We start from the raw sequence: 24,931 nt of genomic DNA on the forward strand, positions 1-24,931 counted from the left end.
ACATTCAACCGATTTGGCGGCCTGCGACGATTGTACATAATCATGCAGTTTCCATGGCAAAAAAATGCGGAAAAAAGGCGCCGAAAACGGCGCCTGCGGAAGGGAGAACGGCGAGGTCAGGCGGTAATGGCGGCCACTTCGTTGGCGATAGCCGTCAGCGCGTCGTGGCGGGCATAGTCCTCACGCACCAGCGCCGCACGTTGCCGATAGATCGGCTGCTGCAGAATGCGCGTCGCCGCCGCCAGGATCTGTTCGGCGCTCGGCGTGCTGGTGTGCAGGCTGATGCCACAGCCGGCGGCCACCACGCGCGCGGCCGCCTCCAGCTTGTCCTCGCCGGTGCCGGCGACGATCAGCGGCACGCCGCTGTCCAGCGCATAGTTGATCGAGCCGTAACCGCCGTTGGTGATCAGCAGCGCCGTCTCCGGCAGCCAGCGTTCGAAGGAGATAAACTCCCGCACTCTGGCATTGCCCGGCAGCGCGTCCATCAGCCCTCCCGTCGCCCGTCCGCCGGTGGTGGCCAGCACCCGCACCGGCAGATGCGCCAGCGCTTGCAGCGTCGGCACGATCAGCTGATGCAGATCGACATTGGCCAGCGTGCCCTGAGACACGATCACCAGCGGCCGACGATCGTCCGCCTCCCACAGCGTCTCTTCCGCCGCCGGCTGGCCGCCGCTGCGCAGCGGGCCGACGAATCGCACGCCGCTCGGCAGATCGTCACGCTCATATTCCAGCGCCGTGGTAGCCAGCTGCAGGAAACGCTCGCAGCCGCCGATCAGCGCGTCGGTGAACGGGCGATCCAGCGCCCGCCCGCCCGCCTGCAGCAGCGCCGCATCGAAGCTCTGCTGCACGTCATCGATCAGCACGCGCGTTTCCTCATCCACCAGCTGCTCACGGGTCAACGCCTGCGGCAGCAGCGCCGGCGGGATACGCGGGCCATAAAAAATAGCATCGCGCGAAGAATACGACAGCGGCGTAACGCCGATACCGAAGACCGGCGGCCGCGCGGCGGACTGCAGCAGCGGCAGCACGCCGTAGAAGCAGTTCTCCACCATCAGCAGATCGGTCTTTTCGGCGGCGATGGCCGCACGCAGCTGCCGATCCAGCAACGGGATCGGCGCGGCGAAGAAATCCTTCAGCGCCAGCGCCATCTGCGCATTGCCCGGCGGCAGCGCGGCGCGCTCGGGGAAGTGCTCTTCCAGGTGGCGGTAATCGAAATCCACCTGCGCGTCGAACGGCACGAAGCTCGCGCCCGCCGCCTCGGCGCGTTCGCGAAATAGCGCGCCGGTCATCACCCGCACCTGATGCCCTTGGGCAATCAGGTGGCGAGCGATGGCTAACATCGGGTAGACGTGCCCCGGAGTGGCGACCGCCGCCATCAGTATCCTTGCCATAATGCTCCTTTACGCTTCTGCGTTGGCCGGCTTCAGCGCCAGATTGGCGCACACCGGGTTGCTCTGAATATGCACGCGCTGCAAATGACGCGCGGAACGGGCGGTAAAGCCCTCACGGCCGTGCAGCAGCGAGAAGTTGTCCGCCACCACCACGTCGCCCTGTTGCCATTGGTGGGCATAATAGTGACGCGGATCGTACAGATGCTGCTGCAGAGTGTGGTGGAACTGTTCCTGCTGGTGTTCCGGCACGCCGTGGTATTCCAGCGCATGTTGATTGAGGAATTTTTTTCCTTCCGTCGGCGGTTCATTGTAGCGCATGATTAAGCCCCTGCCGTTCGGGTGCTGCACCACCAGCGGCGAACAGACTTCGCCGCCGTAATGCACCACCTGCTTGATGCGGTAGGTGATCGAGACCGACAGCCACTGATCCAGCAGCGCTTCGTCCGCATTGGCCAACAGCCGCGTGGTGTCGACGAAGGTGGTGCATCCGCCTTCGTCCGGCGACGGCGCCGCCACGCAGTGGAACAGCTGAAACTCGGGGATGGTCGGCTTATACATGCCATCCCAGTGCAGCGGGACGTAGCTGCTGTCGAAAATATGATCCTTGGCGTCCGGATGCTCCTTCACGTCCAGCACCGCGCCGAACGGCCACATCATGATCTCGCCCCACTGCTCAGCGTAGCGAGTCAGAACTTCCGCCTCGCTGAAACCCGAGTCGAATCCGCGCAGCACCAGCAAGTGGTGTTCCTGCGCCAGCGCCCGCAGCGCCGCCACCGGCAGCTCGCCGATCTTTTGCCCCGGATGCTGCGGCGTCAGGATCGCGCCGAACGGGGTATTCGGTTGAATATGGCAATTAAGCGGTTGGTTGTTCATCGGTGATTCTCCTTGCATCGAATGTGCTGCTCACACGGCAACGTGCCGTCAAAAACGCGCCCGCCAGGATTTCGGGCGCAAAAGCCCGCCACGGCCTCAGGCCATCTGCGGTTGTTCGATCAGGTAATGGCTCGGCGTGCCGCGGATCTCCACCAGTTCGCCGTCCAGGCTCTGCGCGTCTTTACGCTTCATCAGCACGAACTGGCCGTTCACGTTGGCCGCCACGCCGTGCCACGGCGTCAGCCAGTCGTCTTTGGTCGGCATCATGTGGATGCCCATTTTCAGGCTGTCGGCCGGTTGCGGGTGAATCGACAGGCGGATCGCCGCCGGGAAATGCTGCGCCAGCAGGTTGCCCCAGGCCCAGCTGCGCTGGATCACGCCGCAGGCACGTTGTTTGGCGTCTTTCTGCAGCGCGGCGTTGGAACCGCTGTAGCCCGGCAGCTGGCTGTCTTCATACAGGAAGCGCGTGATGGCGCGGTACAGCAAGAGGCCCTGTTCGTCCTGCATCAGCTGTTGCTTGATCGCCTCTTCCGTTTCGGCATAGCCCTCCACCAACAGCCGGCGCAGCAGATCGTAATCATCGGTATGTTCCGCCAGGCCTTTGACGTCGCCGAGGTTGAACACGCTCAGGTGCGTCGCGCCCACTTCATGCAGCAGGCTTTCAATCTCACGCTGATAGTGGTTGATCGCTTCATCGCTGACGCGGATCAGATCGCCGAACACGTGGCCGTCGGAGCAGATAACGATATGCGCCCCCGGCGGGTAATAGAGTTGAATGCGCTGGCACAGCGAGTTGAGGAAGATCAGCGACAGCCGCTCCGCCATGTCCGGCACCGCGCCGATCACTTTGTTGGTGTTGGGCGACTTGGTGGGAAAGGCCGGCAGCACGAATTCGATACGTTGCTCGTTTTCAATGAATGCCCGAATGCGCGGCAATTGCACCTGAGTGACCCGCCGTTCTTCTTCGGCAATCGAGGTATCGTCGCCGGGGAAGCGGCGGCGGTATTGCAATAATTCACGTAGGATTTTTAACGATATTTCTTCTTTCTGAGCGCTGTCCACAATGAGCTCCTGTTGCGATGTGGCGCGGGTGCATTATTGATAAGCGCAATAAGATTTATCAAAAAGAGAAAAAACTCTGCGAAATAATAATCAGCCCGGCGTTTATGTGCTTCAGGCAATATAGAAGAGATAGTGCTATATTATTAGCCCGTATAATTCACAATCTTGGTTAAGTTGTGCTTAACAAACTATGAGCAATATTTTAAAACGCATGGCCATTTTCTCAAAAGTGGTCGATTGCGGCGCATTCAGCATGGCGGCAAAAGAATTGGGCATGACGACTTCCGCCGTCAGCCAGCATATTCGCCAGTTGGAAGAACATCTGGGCATTCAATTACTGCTGCGCTCGACGCGCTCATTGAGTCTGACCGAAGCCGGATTGTGCTTTTATGAAGATTGCCTGCTGATGATCCACGCCGCCGAACGTGGCCAACAACGGATCGCCGCACTGCGCGGCGAACTGGTCGGTGAGCTGCGCGTCGCCACCTCCACCGAATTCGCCACTCACTATCTGGTGCCGGCGCTGCAAAGTTTTCTCGACGAACATCCCCGTCTCACGCTGCGGCTGGAAATTCACGATGAGAAGATAGATCTCATCACGCAGCGCATCGATCTGGCGATACGCGGCGGCGTGCTGGCCGACTCCAGCTACGTTTCCACGCGGCTGGCGCGCTGCCGCGAAGTGCTGTGCGCCTCGCCAGCCTACCTGGCGCATCACGGCGTGCCGGATTCGCCACAGGCGCTGACGCACCACCAATGGGTCACCTTTACGCCGCTCGGCAACCCGCAGTTTGTCCGCCTGATCCATCGCAACGGCGGTGAACACCGCATGCGTATGACCGGGCGCTTGTTCACCAACAGCGGTATGGCGATGAAGGAGTTGGCGCTGACCGGCAAGGGTATCATTCGCAATTTCTTCGCCAACGTTGAACGTGAATTGCGCAGCGGCGAGCTGATTGAAATATTGCCCGATTGGCGGTTACCGGAAATTAATTGCTATGCCATTATGCCGCGCCGGGAGATCCAGCCATTAAAAGTCAGACGATTGCTTGAACATATGAAACTCTATTTGCAGGAGAAGGGATTAAGCCCCGTAGAACATATTCGGCAGGAATAAAATAAGAAACATCTGCAACATCTATTATTGTAATTATTGTAATCACCTTGCCAACACCGGGCCCCATTTAGATTGCAGCCTAATGATATTTTTATTAATGACTTTTCGCCAGCCTATATAATTAATCACATCGACGTTATTTCAAATACTCAGAATAAATTTGACTTTAGTTAGCAGAAAATTTGAATATGCATGGAATATTATTTTTTTACGCGGCGCGCTTTCCAAAAAAAACGGGAAGCCTAAGCTCCCCGTTGTCATCCGCCGGCGCATGTCAGTCGATCTGACGAACGTCCACGCGCAGCTCTTTAGGCACTTCAAACACGATGTTCTCTTCACGCCCGCTGATTTCATGCACGTCCAGGCCACCCAGCGCTTTCAGGCGAGAGATCACCTCCTGCACCAGCACATCCGGTGCCGAGGCGCCGGCGGTAACGCCGATATGGCGCGCCCCGCTCAGCCAGCTTTCCTGAATATCCGCCGCCGAGTCGATCAGATAAGCCGGTTTGCCGACGCGCTGCGCCAGTTCCGCCAGACGGTTGGAGTTGGAGGAGTTCTTCGACCCCACCACCAGCACCACGTCCGCATCGCCGGCCAGGTTGCGCACCGCTTCCTGACGGTTGGTAGTGGCGTAGCAGATATCATCCTTACGTGGCCCGATAATTTTCGGGAAACGCTGACGCAAGGCGTCGATCACGTCCGAGGTATCATCCACCGACAGCGTGGTCTGCGTCATGAAGCACAGGTTGTTTTCGTCATTCACCTGCAGCTTCCACACGTCTTCCGGCGATTCGACCAGGTACATGCCACCCTGCGGGTTGCTGTACTGGCCCATGGTGCCTTCCACCTCCGGGTGCCCGGCGTGGCCGATCAGGATCGCTTCGGTGCCGCGGCGGCTGGCGCGCGCTACTTCCATATGCACCTTGGTCACCAGCGGGCAAGTGGCGTCGAACAGCATGGTCAGATCGCGCGCCTTGGCTTCGGCACGCACCGCCTGAGAAACGCCGTGCGCCGAGAAGATCAGGATAGAGCCGTCCGGCACTTCCGCGATCTCTTCGATAAACACCGCGCCGCGCTCACGCAGGCTGTCGACCACGTAGCGGTTGTGCACCACTTCATGCCGCACGTAGATCGGCGCGCCATACAGCTCCAGCGCGCGTTCCACGATGCTGATCGCACGATCAACCCCGGCGCAGAAGCCGCGCGGGTTAGCCAGCAATATTTGCATGCATCTCCTCCTGCTGCGGATCGATCTCCAGCACTTCGATATCGAAGGTCACCGGGTGGCCCGCCAGCGGATGGTTGAAATCGACGGTGATCGAATCTTCCGCCACCGCGCGCACCACGCCCGGCATTTCACTGCCGTCGATGGCGGTAAACAGCATGATGGTGCCCACGTCCGGCACGCCGGTTTCCGCGAAGTCGCGGCGCGAGAAGAACTGGACCAGATCCGGGTTCTCCGCGCCGAACGCCGCTTCCGGCTGCAGGGTAAAGGCGCATTTGTCGCCCGCGCGCAGGCCAAGCAGCTGCGCTTCCAGCGGTGCCGACAGGCTGCCGTCCCCGAGGCGAAACAGCGCCGGCTTGCCGCTGCTGCGGGTGGATTCGGCGGTCGAACCGTCTTCCAGTTTCAGCGTAAAGTGAACCAGCACCGCGCTGTCACTGATAACCTGAGCCGTCATATTACTCACCTTTACTCTTTGCGCTTTTGTTCGCCGGCGACAGGAAACCTTCCAGCACGATCATCGCCGCGCCCACGCAGATAAAGCTGTCCGCCAGATTGAAGGTCGGGTAGTGCCAGTCACCAACGTAGAAGTCGATGAAATCGACCACGAAACCGTGCCACAGGCGGTCGAACAGATTGCCCAGCGCCCCGCCGATGATAAAGGCGTAGGCGATGTTGTTCAGCTTCTGCTGCGCCGCACTGCGGTACATCATCACCAGCAGCACCGCAACGATGGCGATGGCGATGCCGGCGAAGAACCAGCGCTGCCAGCCGCCGTGATCGGCGAGGAAGCTGAACGCGGCGCCGTAGTTGCGCGCGTAAAACAGGTTGAACGACGGGATCAACGGCTGGGACTGCCCCAGCGTAAAGTTAGCGAGGATCCACTGCTTGCTGCCGAAATCCAGCGCCAGCACCGCCACCACAACCCACAGCCAACGCAGGCCGGTCGAACAAATTGATTTACTCATCAGGCGCGAGTTCTCAGGCAAAGTTACGCTTCTCGCCGTCACCGGCGACGTTGCTCACACAGCGGCCGCAGATGTCTGCGTGCTCCGCCACCAGGCCGATATCGGTGGTGTAATGCCAGCAGCGCGGGCACTTCTCACCCGGTGCCGTGCTGAAGGCGATCTTCAGCCCTTTCAGCAGCTCGGAAGCCTGCGCGTCGGCCGGCGCCTCCGCCAATGGCGCCACGCTTGCCGCAGAGGTCAGCAGCACGAAGCGCAGCTCATCCTGCAGGCTGTTCAGGCGCGCCGCCAGCTCGCTGTCGGCATACAGCGTTACCGCCGCTTCCAGCGAACCGCCGAGGCGTTTGTCGGCACGCGCCTGCTCCAGCACCTTGTTCACTTCGCCGCGCACTTTCAGCAGCTCGGCCCAGAAAGCGTCGTTCATCGGCTCGCCTTCCGCCAGCCCGAACAGGCCGTCGTACCACTCTTCGGTGAACACGTACTGCGCGCGCTTGCCCGGCATGAAGCCCCAGATCTCGTCCGCAGTGAACGACATGATCGGCGCCATCCAGCGCACCAGCGCTTCCACGATGTGATACAGCGCGGTCTGGCAGCTGCGGCGGGCGACGCTGTCGCTCTTCGCGGTGTACTGACGATCCTTGATGATATCCAGGTAGAAGGAGCCCATCTCGACCGAGCAGAACTGCATCAGACGCTGCACCACTTCATGGAAATCGTAGTTGGCGTAAGCCTGCTCGATATCCTGCTGCGCCGCCAGCGCACGGCCGACCGCCCAGCGATCCAGCACCACCATGTCTTCCGGCGCCACGCAATCGGTGCTCGGCTCGAACCCGTTCAGGTTGGCCAGCAGGAAGCGCGCGGTGTTGCGGATGCGGCGATAAGAGTCGGCGGAACGCTTGAGGATCTCGTCGGACACCGCAATCTCGCCGGTGTAATCGGTCGACGCCACCCACAGGCGTAGAATGTCGCCGCCCAGCTTGTTCATCACGTCCTGCGGGCTGACGGTGTTGCCGATCGACTTGGACATCTTGCGGCCCTGGCCGTCAACGGTGAAGCCGTGGGTCAGCACTTCTTTATAAGGCGCCTTGCCTTTCATCGCGGTGGAGATCATCAGCGATGACATGAACCAGCCGCGGTGTTGGTCGGAGCCTTCCAGATACATGTCGGCGCTGTGGCCGTGGAACTCAGGACGCACGTCGACCACCGAAGCGTGGGTGGAACCGGAGTCGAACCACACGTCCAGCGTATCCGGCACTTTCACGTAGTCGGCGGCGTCCGCGCCGAGGATGTCGGCGGCGTCCAGATCCCACCAGGCCTGAATGCCGTCTTGCTCGACGCGCTTGGCCACTTCTTCCATCAGCTCAACGCTGCGCGGGTGCAGCTGCTCGGTTTCTTTATGCACGAACAGCGACATCGGCACGCCCCAGGTGCGCTGACGCGAGATGCACCAGTCCGGGCGGTTGGCCACCATCATTTCGATGCGCGCCTGGCCCCAATCCGGGATCCACTGCACGCCTTTGATCTCTTCCAGCGACTGCTGACGCAGGCCTTTCTGATCCATGCTGATGAACCATTGCGGCGTGGCGCGGAAGATGATCGGCGTCTTATGGCGCCAACAGCACGGGTAGCTGTGCAGGAACTTCTCGACGTGCAGCAGCGCGCCTTTCTCACGCAGCAGATCGACGATCAGATCGTTGGCCTTGAAGACGAACTTGCCGTCCAGCAGCGGATGGGTACCGGTCAGGTAGCAGCCGTTCGGCCCTACCGGGTTGGCGATCTCCAGACCGTATTTTTGGCTGATGACGAAGTCATCCGGACCGTGGCCACCTGCGGTATGCACCGCACCGGTACCGGCGTCCAGCGTCACGTGCTCGCCCATAATGGCCGGCACGTCGAAGCCCATAAACGGGTGTTTGAAGCGCAGCAGCTCCAGATCGGCGCCTTTGCAGCTGCCCAGCACCGTCCATTCGGTGATGCCGGCGCGTTTCATCACGCTTTCCACCAGTTCGGCCGCCAGGATCAGGCACTGGCCGTCAACCTGCACCAGCTGATAGGTGAAGTCCGGGTGCAGCGAGATCGCGCGGTTGGCCGGCAGGGTCCACGGGGTGGTGGTCCAGATAACCAGGGAGATGGCGCCGCTGAAGTTGCTCACGCCGAACTTGGCCGCCACGGCAGCCGCGTCGGCCGCATGGAAAGTCACGTCGATCGACGGCGAAGTCTTGTCGTAATACTCCACTTCCGCTTCCGCCAGCGACGATCCGCAGTCGGTGCACCAGTGAACCGGCTTGGCGCCTTTCAGCAGGTGGCCGTTGCTGATGATCTTGCCCAGCGCGCGGATGATGTTGGCTTCGGTTTTGAAGTCCATGGTCAGGTACGGACGATCCCAGTCGCCCAGCACGCCCAGGCGGATGAAGTCCTTTTTCTGGCCTTCAACCTGCTCGGCCGCGTACTCGCGGCACTTCTGGCGGAACTCGGCCGCCGTCAGCTTCTCGCCCGGTTTGCCGTACAGCTGTTCAACCTTCAGTTCGATCGGCAGGCCGTGGCAGTCCCAACCCGGCACATAAGGCGAGTCGAAGCCGGCCATCCCTTTCGACTTGATGATAATGTCTTTGAGAATCTTGTTAACCGAGTGACCAATGTGAATGCTGCCGTTCGCATACGGAGGGCCGTCATGCAAAATGAAGGTTTTTTTGCCCTTTTTGGCAGTACGAATAATCCCGTACAGATCCTGTTCATACCAACGTTGCAGCATGCCAGGTTCGCGCTTGGCGAGATCGCCGCGCATCGGGAACCCTGTTTCCGGCAAGTTCAGGGTATTCTTGTAGTCACTCATTAGATTCTCGGTTCCGTTTTCGGCTATAGAGATTAAACCGGTGTCTGTAGCCCGAAGAACTTCCGGGCCGTCACCACATCATTGGCGATTTGCTGCTTCAGGGCATCGAGCGAAGCAAACCGCTGTTCATTGCGCAATTTTGCGCGGAGCACCACCTCAATATGGCGCCCGTAAAGATCCATTGTGACATCCAGCAGATGCACTTCCAGCTGCTGGCGCACGCCGGCGACGGTCGGGCGCGTACCGATATTGGCCACGCCCGGCAGCGGCTGCGGCCCCAGGCCGTACACTTCCACCGCATACACCCCTTTCACCGGCGCCACCAGGCGCTTGAGCGGCAGGTTGGCGGTCGGGAAGCCGATGGTGCGGCCCAGCTCGTCGCCATGCACCACGCGCCCGGAGATGCTGTACGGGTGGCCCAGCAGGGTCTCCGCCAGCGGCAGATCGTCCTCGCTCAGCGCGGTGCGGATCGCGGTGCTGCTGATGCGCCGATCGCCTTCGCGGAAGGTCGGGGTGCTGACCACCTCGAAGCCGTACTCTTTTCCGGCCTGCTGCAATAGCGGAAAATCGCCCTGGCGCCCGGCGCCAAAGCGAAAATCATCCCCCACCATCAGGAATTTGACGCCCAGCTTTTCCACCAGCAGCTCGGCGACGAACGCCTGCGCGGTGTTGGCGGCAAAACGCGGATCGAACTTGACGCAGAGCAGGTAATCGACGCCCGCCTGCGCCAGGTAGTTGGCCTTGTCGCGCAGGCGCGTCAAGCGGGCCGGCGCCTTGTCTGCGGCGAACATCTCCAGCGGCTGCGGCTCAAAGATCATGACCATCACCGGCAGCCCGAGGCGTTGCCCTTGTTGCTTCAACTGCTCCAGCAACGCCTGATGACCGCGATGCACGCCGTCAAAGTTGCCGATGGTGAGCACGCAACCATGGTGGCGCGCCCGGATATTGTGAATGCCGCGAATTAGCTCCATAGCTGGCTCAAAACAGTGGAAATCGGCGGATTATACCTTGTACAGCCGGTAAGGTTAACCCGCGATTGGTGCCTTTATGTAATAGACACACCATACCGGAGATAATCTGCGCGTGAAACGGCTTCGCCGCAGTTTATCCGGCGCCGCCGGGCCGATTCTCGACCGCAGCCAACGGCTTGCGCCCGCCGCGGCAAAACATTGGCGAATTTTCTCGCGAAACACTGTATTCCCAAGAGCGAAGCTGGTAAAATCCTGCGCCATCACAACGTAGCGAGTGCCGCCTGTACAAACGGCGCTTATTTGCACAAATCCATTGACAAACGAAGGCTAAAAGGGCATATTCCTCGGCCTTTGAATTGTCCTCAATAGAATATATTTGGGAGTTGGACCTTGGCTAATATCAAATCAGCTAAGAAACGCGCCGTACAGTCTGAGAAACGCCGCAAGCATAACGCAAGCCGTCGCTCAATGGTGCGTACCTTCATCAAGAAGGTAGACGCAGCTATCGCAGCTGGCGACAAAGAAGCAGCACAAAATGCATTCCTGGTAATGCAGCCACTGGTGGACCGTCAGGCAGCTAAAGGCCTGATCCACAAAAACAAAGCAGCGCGTCATAAGTCAAATCTGACTGCACGCATCAACGCAATGCAATAAGCATTTCGTTATCTGCTTGATAAAAAAACCGGCTCAGGCCGGTTTTTTTACGTCCTGCGTTCAGTGAACCGCTAGCAGGAAAACAGCGCAGAAAAATCTTTGTTGCACACGCGCTGCACCGCCGGATGCTGGATCATGCGCTCGGCGAAGATGATGTAATACTCCTCCTGCACGCTGTCGATGCGCCCAATCTCCACCACGTTGTCATCGTTGTAGGTATCCTGCGCATACAACGTCGGCGCCACGAAAATCGCATTGTGATACATGCCGAAGGCCTTCATCAGCGCCGCATCGTCGAACTCGCCCAGGATCTCCACCTGAATGCCCTGCGTATTGAACCAGTTGAGCAGCTTGCGCCCCAGCATCGAGCGGCGGCCGGGGATCAGCAGTTTGCGCTGCTCCAGACAAGCCGGGAACGGCAGCTCCGGCGCCGGCTGACGGCAGAAGAAGCTGATGCCGCACTCGCCCAGCTTCAGCGAGAACAGCCCTTCCTGCTGGCTGGAGTCCACCGGACAATCCGACAGGATCATATCCAGCTTGTGCTGGCTGAGCTGCTCCAGCAGCATCTCGTGCGTCGATTCAAAGCAACGCAGGTGGATCTGTTCGTTGTCCACCACCACCGCCGTTTCCAATACCTGGCTGACCAGGCGCTTCGACAACGCATCGGCCACGCCGACGTCGAACAGCAGATTCGACTCTTTGCGGTAGTTGACGATATCCAGCATTTCCTGGCTGAGCATAAACATCTTGTCGGCATAACGAAACACCAGTTGCCCCAGCTCCGAAGGCACCAACCCGCGCCCCTGGCGTTTGAACAGCTTGCCGTCCAACCGTTCTTCCAGCGCTTTGATCTGGCCGGTGATGGTCTGCGGCGTCAGAAACAACGCTTCGGCGGCACCGACCACGGAACCGGCCTTGCAGACCTGCCAGAAATAGTAAAGGTGATTAAAGTTGATATGCGACATCCTCACGAGCGGCTCTCCTTAACAACGTTTCGCAGCGGCAAACGGTGTGCCGTGACGAGCGACAAACTTCCTTTCCCTGCTTCAGACAACGTATAGCCCCATTAGTCCCAACGAACAACGGCCGAAGCTGCACATATTTTATACCGTGCAGCTCCGACCAGCCATTTTATTATGTGCCCTTACCGGGCACATTCAGGATTAACGTACGCGCGGCAACGCCAGACGCAGCAATCCATACCCTACCACCGCCGCAGCGGTGGAGCCCAACAAGATCCCCAGGCGGGAATAGGTGCTGAGCGCCGCATCCGCATCGCCGAACGCCAGCGAGGCGATAAAAATCGACATGGTGAAACCAATGCCGCAGAGCACCGAAACGGCAAACACCTGTTTGAAGCCGATGCCTTCAGGCAAACGGGCGATGCCCATTTTCACCGCCAGCAGGCTGAAGAGGAAAATCCCCAGCGGCTTACCGATAAACAGGCCGGCCGCAATCCCAACCGGCAGCAGCGACGTCAATCCTTCCAGCGATACGCCCTGCAAAGAAACCCCGGCGTTGGCGAAAGCGAACAGCGGCAGGATCATAAACGCAACCCAGGGGTGCAGCTCATGTTCCAGCGTTTCCGACGGCGACGGCCCCTTCTTCACGTTCAGCGGGATCATAAAGCCGACGATCACCCCGGCCAGCGTCGCATGCACCCCGGACTTGAGGATCGCTACCCACAACACCAGGCCGACCATCATATACAGCGAGGTTTTACCCACGCCACGCCAGTTCATTACCGCCAATAGCACCGTCGCCGCCGCCGCCACGCCCAGCGCCACCATCGACACTTCGTGGGTGTAGAACAGCGCGATGATGATAATCACGCCCAGGTCATCGATGATCGCCAACGCCAGCAGGAACACTTTCAGGCTGGTCGGCACCCGGTTGCCCAGCAGCGCCATTACGCCCAGCGCGAAGGCGATATCGGTCGCGGCCGGGATCGCCCAGCCCTGGCGGGTGACTTCATCCGCGCCGTTGAACAGCAGGTAAATCAGCGCCGGCGCCAGCATGCCCCCCAGCGCGGCGATCGCCGGAAACACCGCCTTGTCGCGCCCGGACAGCGAGCCTTGCATCAACTCGCGCTTGACCTCCAGCCCCACCACCAGGAAGAAGATGGCCATCAGGCCATCGTTGATCCACAGCAGCAGCGGCTTGGCGATCTCCAGCGAAGCGATCTTCACCATCACCGGCAGGTTAAGGAATGCCTGATAGATCCCCTGCGCCGGGGTGTTGGCCATGATCAGGGCGACGATTGCCGCCGCGATCAGAATGATGCCGCCCGCAGCTTCCTGACGTAAAAATTGACGAATGATATTGGTCACAGTACGTCTCTCCAAATCTGTGCAGGGCGTAGCGCCCTGCAAACCACAGTCATGAAGTGAGTATAGAGGGCGTTTTAGTTCGAAAAAATAAGTTTATAAATGCTAAATAGCTCGATAAAACCGATCAAAAGCACGAATAAGTCACATTATTTATAGGGAATTAGGGGCATGGCGTGCAAATAAAAACCCCGGGACAAACGCCCGGGGTTAGAACATAAACCAACAGAAACAGCAGGTTAGCGAGTCAGATCGTCAAAGAACTTTTTCACCCCGTCGAAGAAGCTCTTCGAACGCGGGCTGTTCTTGTCGCCGGACGGGCCACCCAGGCTCTCTTCCAGCTCACGCAGCAGCTGCTTCTGCTTGTCGTTCAGATTGACCGGGGTTTCCACCACCACGCGGCACAGCAGGTCGCCCTGGCTGCCGCCACGCACCGATTTCACACCCTTGCCGCGCATGCGGAACAGCTTGCCGGTTTGGGTCTCCGAAGGCACCTTCAGTTTCACCCGGCCGTCCAGCGTCGGCACTTCAATCTCGCCGCCCAGCGCCGCCATGGCGAAGTTGATCGGCACTTCACAGTACAGGTTATTGCCTTCACGCTCGAAGATCGGGTGCGCCTTCACCTGCACCTGAACGTACAGATCGCCCGCCGGTGCGCCGTGCTCGCCGGCTTCGCCTTCACCCGCCAGGCGGATGCGGTCGCCGGTATCGACGCCGGCCGGAATTTTCACCGACAGCGTTTTGGATTTCTCTACCCGGCCGTGGCCGTGGCACTTGTTGCACGGATCTTTGATGATCTGACCGCGGCCATGGCAGTGCGGACACGCCTGCTGCACGGTGAAGAAGCCCTGGCGCATCTGCACCTGGCCCTGGCCGTGACAGGTTGGGCAGGTCACCGGCGAGCTGCCCGGCTTGGCGCCGCTGCCGTGGCAGACGTCGCACTCTTCCAGCGTCGGGATGCGGATCTCTTTGGTGACGCCACGTACCGCTTCCTCGAGGGTCAGCTCCATGTTATAGCGCAGATCGGAACCGCGGCTGGCGCGCTGACGGCGGCCTCCGCCGAAGATGTCGCCAAACACGTCGCCAAAGATATCGCTGAAGTCGGCACCGCCGCCAAAGCCGCCGCCGCCCATGCCGCCCTGTTCAAAGGCCGCGTGCCCATACTGGTCGTAGGCCGCGCGTTTCTGGTCGTCGGTCAGGACTTCATAAGCTTCTTTAACTTCTTTAAACTTGATTTCGGCGTCTTGTTCCTGGTTGCGGTCAGGATGGTATTTCATCGCCAGGCGTTTGTACGCCTTTTTGATCTCACGTTCATCCGCCGTCTTGCTGACGCCGAGAATCTCGTAATAGTCTTTCTTCGCCATTCTTTTGCTTACCCTTAACATGCGTGCACGGGCGCAGAGTTGCCTCGACGCCCGTGCTGGTTTCCGGGAACGGCACCTCGGCCGCCCCGTGCCCGCTTAAGGGCGATTATTTTTTGTCTTTAACTTCTTCGAACTCAGCGTCAACCACGTCGTCGTCTTTCTGCGCCGCGTTGTCCGCGCCGGCGTCAGCACCCTGCTGAGCCTGCTGCGCCTGAGCCATTTCCAGCAGTTTGCCGGAAACCTGCACCAGAGCCTGAGTCTTCGCTTCGATCTCGGCTTTGTCTTCGCCTTTCACCGCCGCTTCCAGATCTTTCAGCGCCGCTTCGATCGCCGTTTTGTCTTCCGCCGGCAGTTTGTCGCCCGCTTCTTCCAGCTGCTTGCGCGTGCCGTGGATCAGGTGATCCGCCTGGTTACGCGTCTGCACCAGCTCTTCGAACTTGCGGTCGGCTTCAGCGTTCAGCTCGGCGTCGCGCACCATTTTCTGGATTTCGTCTTCGTTCAGGCCAGAAGATGCCTTGATGGTGATCTTCTGCTCACGGCCGGTGTTCTTGTCTTTGGCAGACACGTGCAGGATGCCGTCGGCATCGATATCGAAGGTCACTTCGATCTGCGCCATGCCGCGCGGTGCCGCCTGGATGCCGTCCAGGTTGAACTGGCCCAGAGATTTGTTATCGCTGGCGCGCTTACGCTCACCCTGCAGCACGTGGATGGTTACCGCAGACTGGTTGTCTTCAGCGGTAGAGAACACCTGGCTGTGCTTGGTCGGGATCGTGGTGTTTTTGGTGATCAGCGGCGTCATCACGCTGCCCATGGTTTCGATACCCAGCGACAGCGGGGTTACGTCCAGCAGCAGAACGTCCTTCACATCACCGGCCAACACGCCGCCCTGTACCGCCGCGCCCACGGCAACCGCTTCGTCCGGGTTCACGTCTTTACGCGGTTCTTTGCCGAAGAAGTCTGCGACTTTCTTCTGCACCATTGGCATACGGGTCTGGCCGCCCACCAGGATCACGTCCTGAATGTCGGAAACCGACAGGCCTGCGTCTTTCAGCGCCACTTTCAGCGGCTCGATAGAGCGCGCAACCAGATCTTCAACCAGCGACTCGAGTTTGGCGCGAGTCACTTTGATGTTCATGTGTTTTGGACCGGTCGCGTCTGCAGTGATGTACGGCAGGTTAACGTCGGTCTGCTGAGCGGAAGACAGTTCGATCTTCGCTTTCTCAGCGGCTTCTTTCAGGCGCTGCATCGCCAGCGGATCGTTGCGCAGATCGATACCCTGATCTTTCTTGAACTCTTCCACCAGGTAGTTGATCAGACGGCTGTCGAAGTCTTCGCCACCCAGGTGGGTGTCACCGTTGGTCGCCAGCACTTCGAAGGTTTTTTCGCCGTCAACGTCGTCGATTTCGATGATGGAGATATCGAAAGTACCACCGCCCAGGTCATAAACCGCGATGGTGCGGTTGCCGACTTCTTTGTCCAGGCCGTAGGCCAGGGCCGCAGCGGTCGGTTCGTTGATGATGCGTTTTACTTCCAGACCCGCGATGCGGCCGGCGTCTTTGGTCGCCTGACGCTGGGCGTCGTTGAAGTAAGCCGGTACGGTGATAACCGCTTCAGTTACCGGTTCGCCCAGGTAATCTTCCGCCGTTTTCTTCATTTTTTTCAGCACTTCCGCAGAGATCTGCGGCGGAGCCATTTTCTGGCCTTTCACTTCCAGCCAGGCGTCGCCGTTGTCGGCTTCGACGATTTTGTACGGCATGATCGCTTTGTCGCGCTGCGCTTCTTCATCCTGGAAGCGGCGACCGATCAGGCGCTTGATCGCGAACAGGGTGTTTTCAGGGTTGGTCACTGCCTGACGCTTAGCCGGCTGGCCAACCAGAGTTTCACCGTCCTGGGTATATGCGATAATAGAAGGAGTGGTGCGGTCGCCCTCGGCGTTTTCCAGCACGCGTGCCTTGGCACCATCCATAATTGCTACGCAAGAGTTGGTAGTACCCAGGTCGATACCAATAATTTTGCCCATCTAAACGTCTCCACTAAAAAATTCATAATCAGTCAGGTTGCTAACCTATATGCGGGCGATTTTTTGCTTTTCAACTGCCCGATATCTCAGTGCGACCCGCGGTTAGCAACTGCGGTTGCAAATAAGATGGGGCCATCCAATCCGGCATCAAGGGGCAAGGCGAAAAAAATTTCTTTTTTTTATCGTCATTCAGATCATTGTTTCCGGCTGCGGGGATCATTATGATGCGCGCGCTCTGGTGGAAAACTTCGATTTTTTGGCCATTCAGACCATTTATTATTTTACTTCGCTGTTTCCGTTAATTTTCTGTTATCGCAGAGGACTTATGCACACCAACAAGTTGGCGAATCCCGGCCCTCTCGGCCTGATGGGCTTCGGGATGACCACCGTCTTGCTGAACCTGCACAACGCGGGCTTTTTCCCACTGAACTCCGCCATCATCAGCATGGGGATTTTCTTCGGTGGCCTGGCCCAGATCCTGGCCGGTCTGCTGGAATACAAGAAGGGCAACACCTTCGGCATGACCGCCTTCACCGCCTACGGCAGCTTCTGGCTGAGCCTGGTCGGCCTGCTGCTGCTGCCGCGTCTGGGCCTGGCTGAGGCCACCGAGGCGCACGTGCTGGGCATCTACCTGGCGCTGTGGGGCGTCTTCACCCTGTTCATGTTCTTCGGCACCCTGGGCGCCAACCGCGTACTGCAGTTCGTGTTCGCCAGCCTGACGCTGCTGTTCGCCCTGCTGGCCGTCGGCAACATCACCGGCAACCACGCGCTGCTGACCTTCGCCGGTTATGAAGGCATCATCTGCGGCGCCAGCGCCATTTACCTGGCGATGGCCGAAGTGCTCAACGAGCAATACGGCCGCACCGTGCTGCCGATTGGCGAACCGGCCCCGGCCCGCGTCGCGACCTCACCGGTCACCGCATAATCGCCCTTCCCTGACGAAAAAGCCCTGCATTGCAGGGCTTTTTTTTAGCTGTAGGAATCGGCTTGCCGCTCCCCGGCTTCGCTGTTCAGGTCGCGATGCAGGTAGACGCCGAGCAGCAGCCCGATGAGCGACAGCGCCAACACGTAGTAAGCGGGTGCTAACGGGGTTAATTTCATGATCAGCGTCACAAAAATAGGGGTTAGACCGCCAAAAATAGCGTACGAGACGTTATATGAGAACGAGATACCGGTAAACCGCACTTCCGCCGGGAAAGCCCGCACCATCACGTACGGCACGGCCCCCACCACGCCTACGCTGAACCCCACCAGGGCATAGCAGGCGAACAGCATTTCCGGGCGCACGCCCACCGTTTGATAGAACAGCCAACTGCAGCCGGCCAGCAGCACGCTGCCGACCACCAGCGTTTTGCTGGCGCCGAAGCGATCGGCCGACAAACCGGCGACGATGCAGCCGGCGATCAGCATGATGGTGGCGATGCTGTTGGCCTGCAGCGTCAAGGCCGGCGCGATGCCGAACTGCTTTTGCAGATAGGTCGGGGTCATCAGGATCACCACCACGATGCCGGCGGAGAGCAGCCAGGTCAGCAGCATCGATACCGCCACCTCCCGTTTGTGGTTGAGCACCACCGACTTCAGCGGCAGCTCTTCGGCCAGCGCTTTACGCGCCTGCATTTCGATGAAGATCGGCGTTTCCTGCAGCCAACGGCGCAGGTACATCGCCACCAGGCCGAACATGCCGCCCAACAGGAAAGGAATGCGCCAGCCGCCGCCGGCAATGCTCTGCGGGCTGAGCGTGGTGTTGATCACCGTCGCCACCACCGAGCCCAGCAGGATGCCCACCGTCAGCCCGGCGGTCAGCGTGCCGCAGGCGAAGCCGATGCGCCGGCGCGGCACGTGTTCGGCGACGAAGACCCAGGCGCCCGGCACCTCACCGCCGATCGCCGCCCCCTGCAGCACGCGCATCAACAGCAGCAGCAGCGGCGCAGCGATGCCGATGCTGGCGTAGGTCGGCAGCAGGCCCATCGCCAGCGTCGGCAACGCCATCAGCAGAATGCTCAGGGTAAACATCTTTTTGCGGCCGACCAGATCGCCAAAGTGCGCCATCACGATGCCGCCCAGCGGACGGGCCAGATAGCCGGCGGCGAAGATGCCGAAGGTTTGCACCAGCCGCAGCCATTCCGGCATGTCCGCCGGGAAGAACAGATCGCCGACCACGGCGGCAAAGAACACGAAGATGATGAAGTCGTAAAACTCCAGCGCGCCGCCCAACGCGGCCAACGTCAGCGTTTTGTAGTCTTGCCGGTTCAGCCGGCGATTATTGTCGTGAGGCATAGGGCACCGTCGGTAAAGGCTGTAAAAATAAAAGCCGCAGGCTTTCTGTAAAAGAATTCTTACTATAGCGGCAAATTATTTTCACACCAGACGGGCTGAAGCCGATCTCGCAGAACGCTGAAATTTAGAGGTTTATCTCGCGACGCGCGCTCTTTGGCCGAAATGCTGCTACCACCGCGGCGTGCGTTTCGACGTAAGGCCCGTCGAGCAGTTGAATGCAATAAGGCACGCTGGCGAAGATGCCGTGCACCACCGCATTGCCCTGCTCATCTTTTACCCCTTCCAGCGTTTCCTTGATCGACTTCGGCTGGCCGGGCAGGTTGATGATCAGCGCCTGCTTGCGGATCGCCCCCACCTGGCGAGAAAGAATTGCCGTTGGCACATAGTGTAGGCTGATCTGACGCATTTGCTCGCCGAAGCCAGGCATCACGCGATCGGCGATCGCCAGCGTGGCGTCGGGGGTGACGTCGCGTCGCGCCGGCCCGGTGCCGCCGGTGGTCAGCACCAGATGGCAACCCATTTCGTCCACCAGCTCGCACAGCGTCTGTTCAATTTGCGTCTGCTCATCGGGGATCAGCCGGGTTTCCAGCTTGAACGGCGTCGCCAGCGCGCCGCTCAGCCATTCCTCCAGCGCCGGAATGCCTTTATCCTGATAAACGCCGCCGGAAGCGCGGTCGGAAACGGAAACCAAACCAATACGTAAAATATCCATGCGTAACCTCTACAGCCTGATGGGGTCCGAACGGGTTCGTCCCCGTTCTGTTGTCATTGCCGAGAGTATAAGGGCTTCCCCCGCCGGCGGGAGCGTCGGGCATAAAAAAAGGTGGCCTGAGCCACCTTTTTACTGCGCGATCTGCCGGAATTACAGCAGGTCGGCGATCATTTTTTCCAGTTTGCCCTGGTCTACGGCGAACTTGCGGATGCCGTCGGTCAGTTTCTCAACCGCCATCGGATCCTGGTTGTGCTGCCAGTAGAACTCAGGTTCGGTCAGTGCGGCAGGACGCGCCTTCACTTCACCGGTGTAAGACAGTTTGCGCTCCAGCGCGCCTTCGCTCTCCGCCAGCTCTTTCAGCAGCGCAGGGGCGATGGTCAGACGGTCGCAGCCGGCCAGTTCGATGATTTCGCCGACGTTACGGAAGCTGGCGCCCATCACCACGGTGTTGTAACCGTGCTGTTTGTAGTACTGGTAAATCTCGGTCACGGAGATCACGCCCGGATCTTCATGCGGGGCGAACTCTTTCTTGTCGCCGTTGGCTTTGTACCAGTCGAGGATACGGCCGACGAACGGCGAGATCAGGTAAACGCCGGCTTCGGCACAGGCGCGAGCCTGAGCGAAGGAGAACAGCAGCGTCAGGTTACAGTTGATGCCTTCTTTCTCCAGCTGCTCCGCCGCGCGGATGCCCTGCCAGGTCGAGGCCAGTTTGATCAGAATGCGATCGTTGCTGATGCCGGCTTCGTTGTACAGCTTGATCAGGCGCTTGGCCTTGGCCACGCTGGCATCGGTGTCGTAAGACAGACGTGCATCCACTTCGGTGGAGATGCGGCCCGGAACCAGTTTGAGGATTTCCAGACCGATGTTGACCGCCAGCTTGTCGGCGGCGTCGGCGATTTGCTGCTCGCGATCGCTGCTCTGGCCGCGCGCCCAGGCGATGGCTTCGTCAATCAGTTTACGGTATTCAGGAATTTGGGCTGCATTGAGGATCAGCGAAGGGTTGGTTGTGGCGTCCTGCGGTTGATACAGCTTCATTGCCGCGATATCACCCGTATCTGCAACCACCGTGGTCAGTTGGCGCAGGGAAGTTAATTTGTCGGTCATGTTGGCATTATCTCATCGTTTGTGCATGAACTTTTGGCATTGTTCAACCATGCCCTGCCCTGATAATAACATGCGCCAAGCCCGGTGCAAGGCTGGAAAACCGCGGCGCGCAGGCATCTGTTTTATCCTTGGGCGAGCAACCGTTTACGCCGATATCTTTCGCCATTACCGAGCGGATGGAAAGGCAATAACGTGCTATTGTCCGAATAAATTATGTTAAATTCGAAAAAATTGATGCAATTCGTCCGCTAATCTGCGAAAAATCTTAATCGACTGACGCCGGACAGATTCCAGCTAAGCTCTTGTAAAAAATAGGCCAATGTTTTTCACCTGCGGTGGATGCTGCAAGGTGCGCATTAAATTTCGATAAGAGGAGGGATCCCTTGACGGACCTGATGAACTTTATAAACAATATTTTGTGGGGGTCGGTGCTGATTTATCTGCTGCTCGGCACCGGCATCTACTTCACGTTGCGCACCCGCTTTATCCAGCTCCGCCACTTCAGCCACATGTTCTCGGTGTTGAAAAACAGCAATAAAAGCGACAGCGCCGGCATCTCCTCTTTCCAGGCGCTGTGTACCACGCTGGCGGCGCGCGTCGGCACCGGCAACCTGACCGGCGTCGCCATCGCCCTGACCGCCGGCGGCCCCGGCGCCATCTTCTGGATGTGGGTGGTGGCGTTTATCGGCATGGCCACCTCCTTTGTGGAAAGCTCGCTGGCGCAGCTCTACAAAACCAAAGACGATAACGGCAACTACCGCGGCGGCCCGGCCTACTACATGGAAAAGGGCCTCGGCATGCGCTGGATGGGCGTGCTGTTCTCCATCTTCCTGATCATCGCGTTCGGCCTGGTATTCAACGCCGTGCAGGCCAACTCCATAGCCCAGGCCTCCGCCGTCGCCTTCCATTTGCAGCCGCTGCACGTCGGCATCGGCCTGGTGGTATTGAGCGGGGTAGTGATCTTCGGCGGCATTCGCTCCATTGCCAAAGTGGCCGAACTGGTGGTGCCGCTGATGGCGGGCGCCTACCTGCTGTTGGCCCTCTGGGTAATTGGCCATAACATCGAACACATGCCGGCGATCCTGGCGCTGATCTTCAAAAGCGCCTTCGGCCTACAGGAAGCTGCGGCCGGTGCCGTCGGTTACGGCATCTCCCAGGCGATGACCCAAGGCGTGCAGCGCGGCCTGTTCTCCAACGAAGCCGGCATGGGTTCGGCGCCCAATGCGGCAGCGTCCGCCTCGCCTTATCCGCCGCATCCGGCTTCGCAAGGCTACGTGCAAATGCTCGGGGTATTTATCGATACCATCGTCATCTGCAGCGCCACCGCGGCGATCATCCTCTCCTCCGGCATTCTCGATCAGCCGACCGACAGCATCAGCGGCATCGATCTGACCCAGCGCGCGCTGTCGACCGCCGTCGGCAGTTGGGGGGCGCCGTTCGTCGCCATCGCCATCTTCTTCTTCGCCTTTACCTCGATCATCGCCAACTACGCCTATGCCGAGAGCAACCTGGTATTCCTCGAGCACAACCACCCGGGCGGCCTGATCATTTTCCGCTGCGTGGCGTTGGGCATGGTGATGTTCGGCGCACTGGCGGAGCTGCCGCTGGTGTGGAAAATGGCGGATACTTCCATGGCGCTGATGGCCATCACCAATCTGACGGCCATCCTGCTGCTGTCGCGGGTGGCGCTGAAGCTGGCCGACGACTACCATCGCCAACGCCGCCTGGGCAAGCTGCCGACCTTCGACGCCAACCGTTATCCGGAGCTGAAGACGCAGCTGGAGCCGGGCGTGTGGGACGGTCATCAACCACCGCGCTGAGTTTTCCGGGGCGCGTGCGGTGCGCGCCCCGGCCTATTGGACCGATTGCCCCTTTTTCCCGCGCTTTTTGCTACAGTATCCGCACTTGGATAAACAGGATCTGGCCATGCTCGTTATTATTTCCCCTGCAAAAACTCTCGATTACGACAGCCCGCTGGCGACAGAACGTTTCACGCAGCCCGAACTGCTGGACAAGTCTCAGCGGCTTATCAAAATTTGCCGCGAGCTGACGCCGGCGCAAATCGCCAGCCTGATGAGCATCAGCGACAAGCTGGCCGGGCTGAACGCCGCGCGCTTTAGCGAGTGGCAGCCCAAATTTACCCCAGACAATGCCCGTCAGGCGCTGCTGGCGTTCAAGGGCGACGTTTACACCGGCCTGCAGGCGCAGGATTTCAACGAGGCCGATTTCGACTTTGCCCAGCAGCATCTGCGTATGCTGTCCGGCCTGTATGGCGTGCTGCGCCCGCTCGATCTGATGATGCCGTACCGGCTGGAGATGGGCATCAAGCTGGAAAACCCGAAAGGCAAAGATCTGTACAGCTTCTGGGGCGATCAAATCACCCAGAAACTCAACGAAGCGCTGGAGCAGCAGGGCGACGATGTGGTGGTCAACCTGGCTTCCGACGAGTATTTCAAGGCGGTGAAGCCGGCCAAACTGCACGGCGCGCTGATCAAACCGGTGTTCCTCGACGAGAAGAACGGCAAGTACAAGGTCATCAGCTTCTACGCCAAGAAAGCGCGCGGGTTGATGAGCCGCTTTATCATCAAGAACCGCCTGACGCGCAGCGAGCAGCTGGTGGACTTCAACCTGGAAGGCTACGCCTTCGACGAAGCCGCCTCGCAGGGCAATGAACTGGTATTCAAACGCCCGGAGCAGGCATAAAAAAAGCCGTCGCAAGACGGCTTTTCGCATTCTAGCCTGCCGAACTTCAGGCCGGCAGCGCCATCAGGAATTTGCGCAGTTCGGCAAAGCCGGCCGGCAGCGTGTGCGACAGCAGCGGCAGATCGGCCCGCAGCGCCAGCGCTTTCGGCAACGGCAGTTCCTGGCCGAGGATCGCTTCTACGCTCTCTTTAAACTTGGCCGGATGCGCCGTGCCGAGGAACAGACCGAACTCCCCTTCCTGCAGCTGATCGCGCAGCGCGCGATAGGCAATGGCTGCGTGCGGTTCTGAGATATAACCCAGCTCGGCCAGTTCACGCATCGTTTCCTTGGTGGTCTCATCGCTGACCGCCGCGTGGCCCAGCTCTTTCAGCTGCCAGACCTTACGACGGAACAGCTCTTCCACGCGCGGCCAGTTGTTTGGCTGGCTGACGTCCATGGCGTTGGACAGCGTCGCGACCGTGGCGTGCGGCTGCCACTGGCCGCTGGTCAGGAAGCGCGGCACGGTGTCGTTGGCGTTGGTGGCGGCAATAAAGCGCTTCACCGGCAGGCCCAGCGACTTGGCCAGCAGCCCGGCGGTCAGATCGCCGAAGTTGCCGCTCGGCACCGAGATGACCAGCTGATTGCGTGCTTCCTGCGGCAGCTGCGCCACCGCTTCGAAGTAGTAGCAGATCTGCGCCAGCAAGCGGCTGATGTTGATCGAGTTAGCCGAGTTCAGGTGCAACGCGTCTTTCAATTCCCGATCGTCGAACGCCTGCTTCACCAGCGCCTGGCAAGCATCGAAGTCGCCGTCAATCGCTACGGTGTGAATGTTGCCGCCCAGGGTACAGAACAGCTTCTCCTGCAGCGGACTGATTTTGCCCTGCGGATAGAGGATCACCACCCGGACGTTTTTCAGGCCGTAGAAGGCGTGCGCCACGGCGGCGCCGGTGTCGCCGGAGGTGGCGGTCAAAATGGTCACCGGCTGATCGCCGGCCACTTCCGCCAGCATCTGCGCCATAAAGCGGCCGCCGAAGTCTTTGAACGCCAGCGTCGGGCCGTGGAACAGCTCCAGGCAAGAGACGTCTTCGGTCACTTTCGCCACCGGCGCCGGGAACTCAAAGGCGGCCTGCACGCGTTTCTTCAGCGCCGCTTCCGGTACCTCTTCGCCGATAAAGGCCGACAGAATGCGGCTGCTGCGGGTGACAAAGTCCTGCTCCAGCAACTGGTCGATCTCGGTCAGTTCGAACTCCGGCAGCTCCAGCGGGAAGAACAGCCCCTGCTGCTTGCCCAGGCCTTGTTTGATCGCCTGCGCGAAGCTGACCTGCTCGTTGTGATCCTTAAGGTTGTACAGTTTCAT

At 59.6% G+C, this 24,931-nt stretch carries 21 protein-coding genes; 5 read left to right on the top strand and 16 right to left on the bottom strand.

Going from position 1 to position 24,931, the window contains the following annotated elements; genetic code table 11:
- Positions 1-116: 116 nt before the first annotated feature.
- The 3 genes from ACJ8HH_RS14350 to pvcA all read right to left on the bottom strand — a co-directional run bounded on the left by ACJ8HH_RS14350 (position 117) and on the right by pvcA (position 3,326).
- A complete protein-coding gene (locus ACJ8HH_RS14350; protein WP_049196022.1) occupies positions 117-1,376 on the bottom strand; it encodes a glycosyltransferase in 1,260 nt (419 codons plus the stop codon).
- Positions 1,377-1,400: 24 nt separating this feature from the next.
- Positions 1,401-2,264 carry a TauD/TfdA dioxygenase family protein gene (locus ACJ8HH_RS14355; protein WP_033649154.1) on the bottom strand — a complete coding sequence of 288 codons (864 nt, stop codon included), beginning with the start codon at positions 2,262-2,264 and terminating at the stop codon, positions 1,401-1,403.
- A gap of 96 nt (positions 2,265-2,360) precedes the next feature.
- Entirely contained in the window at positions 2,361-3,326 is a 966-nt protein-coding gene (gene pvcA, locus ACJ8HH_RS14360; protein WP_033649152.1) for an L-tyrosine isonitrile synthase, read from the bottom strand.
- A gap of 211 nt (positions 3,327-3,537) precedes the next feature.
- On the opposite strand from pvcA, the gene ACJ8HH_RS14365 reads away from it, so the two are divergent.
- Positions 3,538-4,443, top strand: coding sequence for a LysR family transcriptional regulator (locus ACJ8HH_RS14365; RefSeq protein ID WP_223182365.1), 906 nt, complete (start codon positions 3,538-3,540; stop codon positions 4,441-4,443).
- A gap of 274 nt (positions 4,444-4,717) precedes the next feature.
- Here the strand turns inward: ACJ8HH_RS14365 and ispH are convergent, their stop codons facing one another.
- Genes ispH through ribF form a run of 5 tightly spaced genes read right to left on the bottom strand, consistent with a single transcriptional unit; the run spans position 4,718 to position 10,434 of the window.
- Positions 4,718-5,671 (bottom strand): 4-hydroxy-3-methylbut-2-enyl diphosphate reductase, encoded by a 954-nt coding sequence (gene ispH, locus ACJ8HH_RS14370; RefSeq protein ID WP_049196021.1) that lies wholly within the window; start codon positions 5,669-5,671, stop codon positions 4,718-4,720.
- Positions 5,652-6,122 carry an FKBP-type peptidyl-prolyl cis-trans isomerase gene (gene fkpB / locus ACJ8HH_RS14375; protein WP_033637057.1) on the bottom strand — a complete coding sequence of 157 codons (471 nt, stop codon included), beginning with the start codon at positions 6,120-6,122 and terminating at the stop codon, positions 5,652-5,654. The genes ispH and fkpB overlap by 20 nt, the downstream gene beginning before the upstream one ends.
- 1 nt (position 6,123) lies before the next feature.
- A complete protein-coding gene (gene lspA, locus ACJ8HH_RS14380) occupies positions 6,124-6,633 on the bottom strand; it encodes a signal peptidase II (RefSeq protein WP_041033196.1) in 510 nt (169 codons plus the stop codon).
- A gap of 13 nt (positions 6,634-6,646) precedes the next feature.
- Positions 6,647-9,463 carry an isoleucine--tRNA ligase gene (ileS, locus tag ACJ8HH_RS14385; protein WP_033649149.1) on the bottom strand — a complete coding sequence of 939 codons (2,817 nt, stop codon included), beginning with the start codon at positions 9,461-9,463 and terminating at the stop codon, positions 6,647-6,649.
- Positions 9,464-9,495: 32 nt separating this feature from the next.
- Positions 9,496-10,434, bottom strand: coding sequence for a bifunctional riboflavin kinase/FAD synthetase (ribF, locus tag ACJ8HH_RS14390; protein ID WP_033649147.1), 939 nt, complete (start codon positions 10,432-10,434; stop codon positions 9,496-9,498).
- A gap of 390 nt (positions 10,435-10,824) precedes the next feature.
- Between ribF and rpsT the strand changes: the two genes are divergently transcribed.
- Complete coding sequence (gene rpsT / locus ACJ8HH_RS14395) at positions 10,825-11,088, top strand: 30S ribosomal protein S20 (protein ID WP_004932960.1); 264 nt, start codon at positions 10,825-10,827, stop codon at positions 11,086-11,088.
- A gap of 71 nt (positions 11,089-11,159) precedes the next feature.
- Here rpsT and nhaR read toward each other — a convergent pair whose 3' ends face one another.
- The 4 genes from nhaR to dnaK form a co-directional block, all read right to left on the bottom strand.
- Positions 11,160-12,059 carry a transcriptional activator NhaR gene (gene nhaR, locus ACJ8HH_RS14400; protein ID WP_004932962.1) on the bottom strand — a complete coding sequence of 300 codons (900 nt, stop codon included), beginning with the start codon at positions 12,057-12,059 and terminating at the stop codon, positions 11,160-11,162.
- Positions 12,060-12,251: 192 nt separating this feature from the next.
- The gene (gene nhaA / locus ACJ8HH_RS14405; RefSeq protein WP_033649145.1) at positions 12,252-13,418 is read right to left on the bottom strand and encodes a Na+/H+ antiporter NhaA; all 1,167 of its coding nucleotides are present in this window, start codon (positions 13,416-13,418) and stop codon (positions 12,252-12,254) included.
- A gap of 236 nt (positions 13,419-13,654) precedes the next feature.
- Positions 13,655-14,779: a molecular chaperone DnaJ gene (dnaJ, locus tag ACJ8HH_RS14410; RefSeq protein ID WP_033637051.1), complete on the bottom strand. Its 1,125-nt coding sequence runs from the start codon at positions 14,777-14,779 to the stop codon at positions 13,655-13,657.
- A 106-nt stretch (positions 14,780-14,885) separates the two neighbouring features.
- A complete protein-coding gene (dnaK, locus tag ACJ8HH_RS14415; protein ID WP_004932972.1) occupies positions 14,886-16,799 on the bottom strand; it encodes a molecular chaperone DnaK in 1,914 nt (637 codons plus the stop codon).
- A gap of 325 nt (positions 16,800-17,124) precedes the next feature.
- Here dnaK and satP point away from each other — a divergent pair, with 325 nt between their 5' ends.
- Positions 17,125-17,724, top strand: a complete 600-nt coding sequence (gene satP, locus ACJ8HH_RS14420) for an acetate uptake transporter (protein WP_033649275.1) — start codon at positions 17,125-17,127, stop codon at positions 17,722-17,724.
- 44 nt (positions 17,725-17,768) lie between these two features.
- On the opposite strand, the gene ACJ8HH_RS14425 is transcribed toward satP, so the two are convergent.
- The 3 genes from ACJ8HH_RS14425 to tal all read right to left on the bottom strand — a co-directional run bounded on the left by ACJ8HH_RS14425 (position 17,769) and on the right by tal (position 20,892).
- Positions 17,769-19,076 carry an MFS transporter gene (locus ACJ8HH_RS14425; RefSeq protein ID WP_033637050.1) on the bottom strand — a complete coding sequence of 436 codons (1,308 nt, stop codon included), beginning with the start codon at positions 19,074-19,076 and terminating at the stop codon, positions 17,769-17,771.
- 124 nt (positions 19,077-19,200) lie between these two features.
- Positions 19,201-19,788: a molybdopterin adenylyltransferase gene (mog, locus tag ACJ8HH_RS14430; protein WP_004932980.1), complete on the bottom strand. Its 588-nt coding sequence runs from the start codon at positions 19,786-19,788 to the stop codon at positions 19,201-19,203.
- Positions 19,789-19,938: 150 nt separating this feature from the next.
- Positions 19,939-20,892 carry a transaldolase gene (gene tal, locus ACJ8HH_RS14435; protein ID WP_033637049.1) on the bottom strand — a complete coding sequence of 318 codons (954 nt, stop codon included), beginning with the start codon at positions 20,890-20,892 and terminating at the stop codon, positions 19,939-19,941.
- A 383-nt stretch (positions 20,893-21,275) separates the two neighbouring features.
- Here tal and ACJ8HH_RS14440 point away from each other — a divergent pair, with 383 nt between their 5' ends.
- Positions 21,276-22,712, top strand: a complete 1,437-nt coding sequence (locus tag ACJ8HH_RS14440) for an amino acid carrier protein (protein WP_197766263.1) — start codon at positions 21,276-21,278, stop codon at positions 22,710-22,712.
- A 106-nt stretch (positions 22,713-22,818) separates the two neighbouring features.
- On the top strand, positions 22,819-23,595 hold the full coding sequence (gene yaaA / locus ACJ8HH_RS14445; protein ID WP_060440926.1) for a peroxide stress protein YaaA: 777 nt from the start codon (positions 22,819-22,821) through the stop codon (positions 23,593-23,595).
- A 46-nt stretch (positions 23,596-23,641) separates the two neighbouring features.
- On the opposite strand, the gene thrC is transcribed toward yaaA, so the two are convergent.
- Positions 23,642-24,931, bottom strand: coding sequence for a threonine synthase (gene thrC, locus ACJ8HH_RS14450; RefSeq protein WP_102985467.1), 1,290 nt, complete (start codon positions 24,929-24,931; stop codon positions 23,642-23,644).

Source organism: Serratia sp. CY32780 (genome assembly GCF_052169135.1).
Classification (GTDB): domain Bacteria; phylum Pseudomonadota; class Gammaproteobacteria; order Enterobacterales; family Enterobacteriaceae; genus Serratia; species Serratia sarumanii.

Bases quoted from the DNA above. Each gene is read 5' to 3' on its own strand.
- satP (WP_033649275.1), top strand. From the start codon at position 17,125: ATGCACACCAACAAGTTGGCGAATCCCGGCCCTCTCGGCCTGATGGGC.
- lspA (WP_041033196.1), bottom strand. From the start codon at position 6,633: ATGAGTAAATCAATTTGTTCGACCGGCCTGCGTTGGCTGTGGGTTGTG.
- ACJ8HH_RS14425 (WP_033637050.1), bottom strand. From the start codon at position 19,076: ATGCCTCACGACAATAATCGCCGGCTGAACCGGCAAGACTACAAAACG.
- fkpB (WP_033637057.1), bottom strand. From the start codon at position 6,122: ATGACGGCTCAGGTTATCAGTGACAGCGCGGTGCTGGTTCACTTTACG.
- ACJ8HH_RS14365 (WP_223182365.1), top strand. From the start codon at position 3,538: ATGGCCATTTTCTCAAAAGTGGTCGATTGCGGCGCATTCAGCATGGCG.
- tal (WP_033637049.1), bottom strand. From the start codon at position 20,892: ATGACCGACAAATTAACTTCCCTGCGCCAACTGACCACGGTGGTTGCA.
- dnaJ (WP_033637051.1), bottom strand. From the start codon at position 14,779: ATGGCGAAGAAAGACTATTACGAGATTCTCGGCGTCAGCAAGACGGCG.
- ACJ8HH_RS14355 (WP_033649154.1), bottom strand. From the start codon at position 2,264: ATGAACAACCAACCGCTTAATTGCCATATTCAACCGAATACCCCGTTC.
- thrC (WP_102985467.1), bottom strand. From the start codon at position 24,931: ATGAAACTGTACAACCTTAAGGATCACAACGAGCAGGTCAGCTTCGCG.
- ribF (WP_033649147.1), bottom strand. From the start codon at position 10,434: ATGGAGCTAATTCGCGGCATTCACAATATCCGGGCGCGCCACCATGGT.
- yaaA (WP_060440926.1), top strand. From the start codon at position 22,819: ATGCTCGTTATTATTTCCCCTGCAAAAACTCTCGATTACGACAGCCCG.
- mog (WP_004932980.1), bottom strand. From the start codon at position 19,788: ATGGATATTTTACGTATTGGTTTGGTTTCCGTTTCCGACCGCGCTTCC.
- ACJ8HH_RS14350 (WP_049196022.1), bottom strand. From the start codon at position 1,376: ATGGCGGCGGTCGCCACTCCGGGGCACGTCTACCCGATGTTAGCCATC.
- dnaK (WP_004932972.1), bottom strand. From the start codon at position 16,799: ATGGGCAAAATTATTGGTATCGACCTGGGTACTACCAACTCTTGCGTA.
- ileS (WP_033649149.1), bottom strand. From the start codon at position 9,463: ATGAGTGACTACAAGAATACCCTGAACTTGCCGGAAACAGGGTTCCCG.
- ispH (WP_049196021.1), bottom strand. From the start codon at position 5,671: ATGCAAATATTGCTGGCTAACCCGCGCGGCTTCTGCGCCGGGGTTGAT.